The following is a 9,531-nucleotide window of genomic DNA, read 5'->3' on the forward strand; positions in this document are numbered from 1 at the left end:
CAAGCTGGAGGAGTAGCGAAGTGGCTAAACGCGGCGGTCTGTAAAACCGCTCTCTCTGAGTTCGGCGGTTCGAATCCACCCTCCTCCATAATAGGGATATCGTATAATGGTAGTACACCGGTCTCCAAAACCGTTGATGTGGGTTCAATTCCTACTATCCCTGTTTACCTTCATGGCGGAATTGGTGAAGGGGTTAACACACCGGTTTGTGGATCCGGCATACATGGGTTCGAATCCCATATTCCGCCCTAGTATTGGGATATAGCCAAGCGGTAAGGCATTAGACTTTGACTCTAACATGCGCTGGTTCGAATCCAGCTATCCCAATTCTAAATAATTTAATAACTTATGGCGGTGTAGCCAAGTGGTAAGGCAGAGGTCTGCAAAACCTTAATCGTCGGTTCGAATCCGACCTCCGCCTTATCAACCGAGTAAGTTGATTATTTAATTTAATATTATGGCGGTGTGGCGGAATTGGCAGACGCGTCAGACTCAAAATCTGGTGTCCATTACGGACGTATCGGTTCGACCCCGATCACCGCTATTCTTTTAAAGTGATTCATTTTTGAATCACTTTTTTTGTTTATTGCAATATATACGTAATTTTCCATTATAAATTGCAGTTAGTTTAAGTAATCTTTATAATGCTAAATATGGAGGTATTTAAATGAATATTGGTCTTTATACCGATACATATTTTCCCCAGATAAGTGGCGTAGCTACTTCTATTAAGACGCTGAAAGATGCGCTGGAAAGACAGGGGCATAATGTATTTATTTTTACAACAACAGATCCTAATGTGAAAAAGGGAACGGTTGAGCCTAATATCTTTCGTTTTAGCAGTATTCCTTTTGTTTCATTTACCGATCGTAGAATTGCATTTAGAGGACTCTTTGAAGCTACTAAAGTGGCTAAAGAAGTAAATCTAGACATAGTTCATACTCAAACTGAATTTGCATTGGGAACAATTGGAAAATACGTAGCTCATCAATTAGATATTCCGGCTATTCACACTTATCATACGATGTATGAAGATTACTTACACTATATTTTGAATGGCCATTTGCTAAGGCCATATCATGTTAAGCAATTTGTGAAAAGCTATTTAAAAAATATGGATGGCTGTATTGCTCCTAGTGGCCGAGTAGAAGAATTACTGCGCCGTTACGGTGTTCAAATTCCAATTCGGGTAATTCCAACTGGAGTGGACATTCAAAGCATGAATAGAGATGCAGACCGCGATGTACGTAAAGATCTCGGTATTGATAAAGATGCACCGGTTATTTTGACATTAAGCAGAATTGCTGCAGAAAAAAAGATAAATCATATTTTAAATGTACTGCCAGCAATCATAGATGAAATTCCTAATGTTAAATTCGTAATTGCCGGTGATGGTCCCGATGTTAAGGTGCTTCAAGAGCAAGTTGAGCGTTTAACGTTAGAGGATTACGTTATTTTTGCGGGAAATGTTGATCATGGAGATGTAGGAAATTACTATCGAATGGCAGACATCTTTGTTTCTGCCAGTGATACTGAAACTCAAGGATTAACATACGTTGAAGCTTTAGCAGTCGGTACACCATGCGTAGTTTATAATACTGATTATACGGAAAATATTTTTGACAAAGACATTTTTGGACGAAGATTTAATACGCAACAAGAGATGCAAGAAGAAATTATTTCTTTGCTTAAACAGAAGCGTTCAAAAATTCCACAAGAATTGCTGCAAAATAAATTGCAGAGTATTTCATCAGATCAATTTGCTACAAATGTGCATGATTTTTATCAATATGTAATTGATCATTATCAACCTAAGCATGAAGAAGATTAAAAAGAGGATATGTATGATTAGAATTAATATGTTCTCACAAGCTGATTCCGTTAAAGGTCAAGGGGTTGGCTCAGCATATAACGAATTAATTAAATTATTGAGAACTCATTTAGTAGATGAATTTTATGTAACAATAAATAAATATGGCAATAGTGATTTAACTCATTATCATACGATCAATCCAACTTATTATGCTAATAGTTTTTCACCAGCACGTGGTAGAAAAATAGGTTATGTTCATTTTTTACCAGATACTTTAGAAGGCTCAATCAAATTGCCTGGCGTTGCGAAAAAAGTATTTTATCAATATGTAATTGATTTTTATAAACGTATGGATCAAATCGTAGTGGTTAATCCAATTTTTATTGATAAATTGGTCAACTATGGTATTGAGCGCGAAAAGGTTAAATATATTCCTAATTTCGTTTCTAAAACTGAATTTTATGAAGAATCACTTGCAAGCAAAAATGCATTTCGTCATGAGTTAGGCATTTCGTTAGATAAATTTGTAGTTTTTAGTGATGGACAAGTTCAGGAAAGAAAAGGAATAGATGATTTTGTCAAAATGGCAAAAGCTAATCCAGATGTTCAGTTTATCTGGGCAGGTGGTTTTTCTTTTGGCAAGATTACGGATGGCTACAGTCACTATAAAGACATGGTAGATAATCCACCTGAGAATTTAACCTTTGCTGGAATTGTAGATCGTAAGAAACTAGTTAAATATTTGAATATTGCTGATTTATTTGTTTTGCCATCATATGATGAATTATTTCCAATGTCTGTTTTGGAAGCATTTAGCTGTGGTACGCCAGTACTTTTACGTGATCTCGACTTATATAAAGCAATCATCGACGGCTATTATATGGACGGAAAAGATTTTGGCGAGATGAATCAGGTCTTGCAGAAGGCAAAAAATGATCCGCATTTATTAAAGAAATATAGTGATTTATCTATTAAAGCAAGTCAGGAATATTCAGAAGATCGCTTAGCCCATATTTGGAATGAGTTTTATCATGAGCAATACAAATTGGGTAAGGAACTGGGACAAATTCATTAATGAATAAAAAGCATTTATGGGGCATCTTGATTGTATTGGCAATCAGTGCCTTTGTCTTATATATGGATCTAAAGTCAACGCCATTATCAGAAATATTAAAGGCAGCTCATGGTCTTAATATTGTAGCCTTAATAATGGTTTTTGGCTTGATGCTTTTATCATACGTGTGTGAAGCTGGGATTTTAGCTACAGTAGCGCATCGTAAAGAAGAGCCTAAAAGATCTGCATGGTCATTTTTAAGAATTCCAATTACCCAAGCTTTATTCAATGCAATCACGCCTATGTCAACTGGTGGTCAACCATCACAATTAGCTGCGATGATTCAAATGGGTATGGAAGGCGGTAGATCAACTTCCATTCTGTTAATGAAATTTATCATTTATCAGATTGTGGTTTTATTTGCCTATGTCTTTACGATTATTTTCGGTTTTCATATGGTAATGACCAAATTTGCGGGGCTAGCTATATTTATCGCAATTGGTTTTCTAATCCACGTTAGTTCCATTATTTTCTTGTTGGCAATTATGTTTGCCTATCATTTTACGAAGAATGCCACTAATGCCTTGATGAATTTATTGGAAAAATTTTTTAAAAAAGAACGTGTGGAAAAATGGCGTGCTGCTACTTTAGAAAAAATTGATACTTTTTATGCAGAAAGCCAAAAATTAAAAAAAGAAAAAAAGAAGCTAATTGTAGCTTCAATTTTGACTGTTTTACAGTTATTATTCTTTTATTCGATTCCATTCATGGTATTAACCGCCTTAAATGTGCCATGTTCATGGGCTAATGTAACGCAAATGAATATCATGATTATTATGTTTATGGCCATTATCCCAATTCCAGGTGCATCTGGTGGTGCGGAATATAGTTTCCAAACCTTATTTTCAACGTTTGTTTCTTCTCATGGTGCTCTGATTTTAGCAATGTTTATCTGGCGCTTTTCGACTTACTTTTTCGGCATGATTTTGGGTATCTTTGGTTGGATTTTTAAACCAAAAAAAGATAAAAAGTTCGGAAAGTAATTAATTTTTATTAAAAGAAATGCGTCTTGCTTAAATCCGTAGTAAGATAAAATATCGTAATGAGAGGAGAAAGCAATGGAACGTACCAAGTCTTTTTTTAAATGGCTAACGCAAACTAAACTTGGCTTTTTTACGATTGTTTTAGTACTGTTTTGGCTAAAAACATATTTTATATATTTAACAAAGTTTAATTTAGGTGCGGTTGGTCCAATGCAGCAGTTTTTGCTTTTGATTAACCCTATACCATCAGGGATGCTCTTGTTAGGTATTGGCTTATTCAAAGGGCGAAAATCGTATTGGATTATTTTAGCGATAGACTTTTTATTAACGCTGTGGCTTTTTGCAAATATACTTTATTATCGTGAGTTTTCGAATTTCTTGTCTTTTTCGATTATTAAGACTTCAGGCTCAACTTCAGATAATTTAGGAAAAAGTATTGCGGGAATTACGCTAGCTAGTGATTTCTTAGTCTTTATTGATATTGCGGCAATTATTGTTTTATTAATTACTAAGGTCATCAAAATAGATGTGCGTCCACTAAAGCTTAAAGTCAATTTACTAGTTGAATTATTGGCTCTCAGTTTGATGGGGCTCAATTTGTTAATGGCACAAAAAGATCGTTCAGGTCTTTTAACTAGAACTTTTGATAATAATTATATTGTTAAGTATCTGGGCATTAATGAATATGCTATTTATGATGGCTATAAGACAGCTCAAACGAACGCGCAGATGGCTAAGGCTAATGTATCTGACCTGCGTTCGGTTAGAGAATATTTGAAGTCAAACTATGTAAAGCCGAATCCAGCTTATAATGGTGTAGCTAAAGGGAAAAATGTTTTGGTAATTCACTTAGAGAGTTTCCAACAATTTTTAATCGGCTACAAATGGAAGGGCAAAGAAGTAACTCCTAACTTAAATAAGATCTATCATCAAAAAGATACGATCAGCTTTGATAATTTCTTTAATCAAGTTGGTCAGGGGAAAACTTCTGATGCTGAAATGATGTTGGAAAATTCATTATTTGGATTGCAAACAGGTTCAGCTATGTCGACTTATGGCACTTCTAATACCTTTGAAAGTGCACCAGCTATTTTGCATCAGCAAGCCGGTTATACGACTGCCGTAATGCATGGTGGTGCAGGATCATTTTGGAATAGAGATAATGCTTATAAGTCATTTGGCTATCAATACTTTATGCCACTTTCTTTCTACAAAAATAAGCCAGGCTATTATATTGGCTATGGCCTGAAAGATAAGATCTTCTTTGATCAGTCAATTAAGTACATTGAACGCTTACCGCAGCCATTTTATTTGAAAATGATTACGGTGACTAACCACTATCCATATAATTTGGATAAAAAGAATCAATCAATTGATAAGACCAATACAGGGGATGAAACTGTAGATGGATATGTCCAAACTGCGCATTATCTTGATCAAGCCATTGGTGAATTAATGCGTTGGATGAAAAAGACGGGGCTTGATAAGAAGACTTTGCTTGTCTTCTATGGTGACCACTATGGTATTTCTGGTAATCACCATAAGGCAAGTGCTGAATTGCTTAAAAAAGATTCATTCAGTGATTTTGATAATCTGCAGTTCCAACGAGTTCCGTTGATGTTCTATATGAAGGGCTTGAAGGGCGGCATTAATCATACTTATGGTGGTGAAATTGATGTTTTGCAAACCCTGTTGAATTTATTAGGCATCAAGGATAAAGATACTATTCAATTTGGTTACGATTTGCTTAGCAAGGATGCACCGCAAATTGTTGCTCAACGAAACGGTGACTTTATTACTCCAGAATATTCTAAAGTTGGTAGTGATTATTACTACACTAAGACTGGAGAAAGAATTAAACCAGATAAGAAATTGAAGGCAAAATTAACCGCTGTTTCTAACAAGGTAACAACTCAGCTCTCCTTGTCTGATCGTGTAATTGATGGTAATTTGCTCCGCTTTTATCGTCCAAAGTGGTTTACTAAGGTGAAGCCAAAGGATTATGATTATAACAAAGTAGCTTCTTTGAAGAAGTTGTTTGATGATCCAAGTAAGACATCGCTCTGGTATCAAAATCATAAAAAATCAACGCAAAAAGATTTTAAGACCGATGCTCCAGAGCTCAAAAAATAACTGCAAAAATAAGCAATTTGTGATAAAATGAATAAGTAAGTGTATGTGTGTATTGGAGGCAGCGCATTGTATAATTTAATTATGACGCTACTAATCATTGTTTCAATCTTGATCGTTATTGCAACAATGATGCAGCCACAAAAACAACAAGATGCATTGAACGCCTTATCTGGCGGTGCCGTTTTTAGTGGTCAAACCAAAAAACGTGGTTTTGAGGCATTTATGGAAAAAGTGACCGCAGTTTTATTGGTTCTCTTTTTCGTCTTTGCTATTATTCTAGCTTATATGTCTACAAAATAAATTTTGTACCTCCCGATTAAAAGTGATGGGGAGGCTTTTTTTATATTTATATTAAAAGATTGGAGATTAATTACATGGCACAAAACGAAAAAATTTTGGCCGGTGTTTTAGAAATTTTTCGCCATAATCCACAAAAACAATTTCGCGTAGATCAAATTGAACGAGAAGCGCGTCATGAAAGATTGGGTAATTTTACAGAATTAATTAAGGCTCTTTCTTTCTTAGAACATGCAAATAAAATTATTACTGATGGCAAGGGAGAATATCAATTGGCTCAAGCCAACACAATTGTTGAAGGTATCTTTAAGGCTAATGACAAGGGCTTTGGTTTTGTAAAGTTAGACGATGAAAATGTTGATGATGTTTTTATCGCAGCTGATTATACCAAGTATGCCGTTGATGGTGACCGAGTAAAGGTAAAGATCGTAGCTGACGGTAATCCTTGGAATGGCAAAGGGCCAGAAGGTCGAATCGAAGAGATCCTAGAACGCGGTCTTGAAAGCTTAGTCGGTGAATTTCACCCATTAACTGATGAACAAAGAAAAATCAGTCCTTTTATCGGCTACGCTTTGAGCAATAACAAGAAATTGCATAAATACCGTGTCTATTTGACTGAAAATGGACTTATTCCACAAATGGGAGACATGGTAAGGGTATCTATCAAGGATTATCCTGAAGAAGATTATCCTGAATCAATGACTGGTGCAGTTACTAAGATCATTGGTAACAAGAATGATCCAGGCGTTGATATTATGTCAATTGTTTCTGCCCATGATGTTCGTACTGATTGGCCAGAAGATGCAATGGCTCAAGCAAATGCAATTCCTGATCATGTTACTGAAGAAGAAAAGAAGGGCAGAGTTGATATTACTGATCAACCTGCAGTAACCATTGATGGGGATGATTCTAAGGACTTTGACGATGCCGTTGTTTTATGGAAATTACCTAATGGAAATTATCATTTAGGTGTTCACATCGCGGATGTATCACACTATGTAAAAGAAAATACGCCTTTAAATGAAGAAGCATTTGCTCGTGGCAATAGTACATACTTGGTAGACCGAGTTATTCCAATGTTGCCATTTAGACTTTCAAATGGTATTTGTTCATTAAATGAGGGCGTAGACCGTCTTGTTTTGTCCTGTGATATGGAAATTACACCAGAGGGTAAGAGAGTAGGCTACAAGATTTATCCTTCTGTTATGCGCTCACACGGCCGTATGACTTATAACAAGGTTAACAAGACTCTTAGGGGCGAGATGGATGGTCTAGAAGACAAGTATGTAAAATTACGTCCAATGCTTGAAGAAATGGCCGATTTGCATGCTATTTTATACAAGCAACGGCATAAGCGCGGTGCAATTGACTTTGAAGCACCTGAGGCAAAAATTATTGTCGATGATCAAGGCAAGCCAACTGAAATCGTTTTGCATGAACGTGGTACTGCCGAAAAGATGATTGAATCATTTATGCTGATGGCTAATGAAACTGTTGCTGAAGATTTCTTTAGAAAGCACGTTCCATTTTTGTATCGTGTTCACGAAACTCCAGATGCTGAAAGAATTAAGAGCTTCTTTGAATTCTGTAGTGCATTTGGCTTAAATATTCATGCTGATCCAGAAAACATTAAGCCACTTGATTTACAAAAAGTTGTATCTAAGACTACAGGTACACCAGAAGAAGCTGTAGTTCAAATGATGATGCTGCGCAGTTTAAAGCAAGCACATTATTCTGAAGATGCATTAGGACACTTTGGTTTAGCCGCTAAATACTATACTCACTTTACTTCACCAATTAGACGTTATTCCGATTTGATGGTTCATAGAATGATTCATGCATATCAAGAAAACGGGACTACTGAAGATATGCAAAAACATTTTGCTAGTTATTTGCCAGATGTTGCTGAACAAACTTCTGCCCAAGAACGTCGTTCAATTGATACTGAACGTGGAGTAAATGACTTGAAGATGACTGAATACATGGCAGACCAAGTTGGTCAACATTTTGATGCCGTAGTTTCATCAGTCACTAGTTTTGGTATGTTCATTCAATTGCCTAATACCGTTGAAGGATTAGTGCACATCTCTAATTTAACTGATGACTTCTATAGCTTTAATGAAAAATCATTAACGTTAACTGGTCGTGGTACGCACAAGCAATATAAGATAGGGATGCCTATTAAAGTTACCTTGATTAATGCGAATGTTGAACAGCATCAATTAGACTTTGAAGTCTATGATCCTAATGCGCCTAAGAAGAAGCATAATGATCGAGGAATGAACAATCGTCGTCACGGCAATCTTGGATTCCACAATAATCGTGGGCACCGCGGTGGCGGTAATTATAATAGTCGTGGCAATCGCCGCAATCACGGTCAAGGAAATAGAAGAAATCAAAGAAACTTTAAGCATTAGGAGTGATTCTTAATGAAGAAAGAAAAAGATGATAATTTAATCGCGCAAAATAAAAAAGCGCGGCATGATTATTTTATTAAGGAGACCGTTGAAGCAGGAATTGCATTAACTGGAACTGAAATAAAATCTGTTCGTGCGCGTAGAATAAACTTGCGTGATGGATATGTTCAAATTTATGGTGGCTCTGCTTATTTAGAGAACGTTCATATTAGTGAATATAAACAAGGAAATCGTTATAATCATGATCCTTTGAGAAGTAGACGTCTTCTTTTACATAAAAAGGAAATTGCACGTCTTGCAAAGGCGCAGTCTGAACGTGGAATAGCTATTATTCCATTAAAGGTTTATTTGAAGCATGGTTTTGCCAAAGTTTTGATAGGTGTAGGACAAGGTAAAAAAGAATACGACAAGCGTCAAACAATCAAAGAACGAGATCAAAAACGTGAAATTCGCCGCAAATATGGTATTTAGAGGCATCGCAATCACAAGATTGCGATGCTATTTTTATATTTTCGAAAAATTTTTAAAGAAATATTTGCAGCACAAAGTTCGCTAATCAAAGATAAATGACCTATTTATTTATTGAAAAAGAAAAACGAACCCTGAAAAAGTTAATGAATAAAAACAATAGTGTTACAACGCTACCTAGCGTTTCTATTAGAACGCGAACAAAAAGAGGATTTGCCAAAAGAGGAAAAGTAGGGTAAATTAATAAAGTCGTCTTGAGAGATGACGAAGAGCTTGCAAGTTTTGAAAAAAGTTTTTGAAAAAAAG

General features: G+C 35.8%; 8 protein-coding genes and 6 tRNA genes. 13 read left to right on the top strand and 1 reads right to left on the bottom strand.

Annotated features, from left to right (window positions below):
- The first annotated feature begins 6 nt into the window (after positions 1-6).
- From HMPREF0518_RS08930 to smpB, 13 genes are all read left to right on the top strand, one after another.
- Positions 7-88: transfer RNA gene (locus HMPREF0518_RS08930), tRNA-Tyr, on the top strand.
- Positions 89-92: 4 nt separating this feature from the next.
- Positions 93-163 (top strand) — tRNA-Trp (locus HMPREF0518_RS08935).
- A gap of 12 nt (positions 164-175) precedes the next feature.
- Positions 176-248 (top strand) — tRNA-His (locus tag HMPREF0518_RS08940).
- Positions 249-255: 7 nt separating this feature from the next.
- Positions 256-327: transfer RNA gene (locus HMPREF0518_RS08945), tRNA-Gln, on the top strand.
- 23 nt (positions 328-350) lie between these two features.
- Positions 351-421, top strand: a tRNA-Cys gene (locus tag HMPREF0518_RS08950).
- Between the two features lie 38 nt (positions 422-459).
- Positions 460-544, top strand: a tRNA-Leu gene (locus HMPREF0518_RS08955).
- 123 nt (positions 545-667) lie between these two features.
- Positions 668-1,831: a glycosyltransferase family 4 protein gene (locus HMPREF0518_RS08960; RefSeq protein WP_003627915.1), complete on the top strand. Its 1,164-nt coding sequence runs from the start codon at positions 668-670 to the stop codon at positions 1,829-1,831.
- A 13-nt stretch (positions 1,832-1,844) separates the two neighbouring features.
- Complete coding sequence (locus tag HMPREF0518_RS08965; protein WP_023191614.1) at positions 1,845-2,888, top strand: glycosyltransferase family 4 protein; 1,044 nt, start codon at positions 1,845-1,847, stop codon at positions 2,886-2,888.
- Complete coding sequence (locus HMPREF0518_RS08970; RefSeq protein ID WP_003627917.1) at positions 2,888-3,910, top strand: lysylphosphatidylglycerol synthase transmembrane domain-containing protein; 1,023 nt, start codon at positions 2,888-2,890, stop codon at positions 3,908-3,910. Before HMPREF0518_RS08965 ends, HMPREF0518_RS08970 begins: the two co-directional genes overlap by 1 nt.
- Before the next feature lie 75 nt (positions 3,911-3,985).
- Positions 3,986-6,043, top strand: a complete 2,058-nt coding sequence (locus tag HMPREF0518_RS08975; RefSeq protein ID WP_003627918.1) for an LTA synthase family protein — start codon at positions 3,986-3,988, stop codon at positions 6,041-6,043.
- A 66-nt stretch (positions 6,044-6,109) separates the two neighbouring features.
- Complete coding sequence (gene secG, locus HMPREF0518_RS08980; RefSeq protein ID WP_003632304.1) at positions 6,110-6,343, top strand: preprotein translocase subunit SecG; 234 nt, start codon at positions 6,110-6,112, stop codon at positions 6,341-6,343.
- 74 nt (positions 6,344-6,417) lie between these two features.
- Entirely contained in the window at positions 6,418-8,757 is a 2,340-nt protein-coding gene (gene rnr, locus HMPREF0518_RS08985) for a ribonuclease R (RefSeq protein WP_003627920.1), read from the top strand.
- Positions 8,758-8,769: 12 nt separating this feature from the next.
- Complete coding sequence (smpB, locus tag HMPREF0518_RS08990; RefSeq protein WP_003627921.1) at positions 8,770-9,228, top strand: SsrA-binding protein SmpB; 459 nt, start codon at positions 8,770-8,772, stop codon at positions 9,226-9,228.
- Between the two features lie 100 nt (positions 9,229-9,328).
- On the opposite strand, the gene HMPREF0518_RS10460 is transcribed toward smpB, so the two are convergent.
- Positions 9,329-9,531, bottom strand: a 203-nt coding sequence (locus tag HMPREF0518_RS10460; RefSeq protein ID WP_211205003.1) for a hypothetical protein, incomplete at its 5' end; no start/stop codon positions are given.

It is taken from the genome of Lactobacillus helveticus DSM 20075 = CGMCC 1.1877, assembly GCF_000160855.1.
GTDB lineage: Bacteria > Bacillota > Bacilli > Lactobacillales > Lactobacillaceae > Lactobacillus > Lactobacillus helveticus.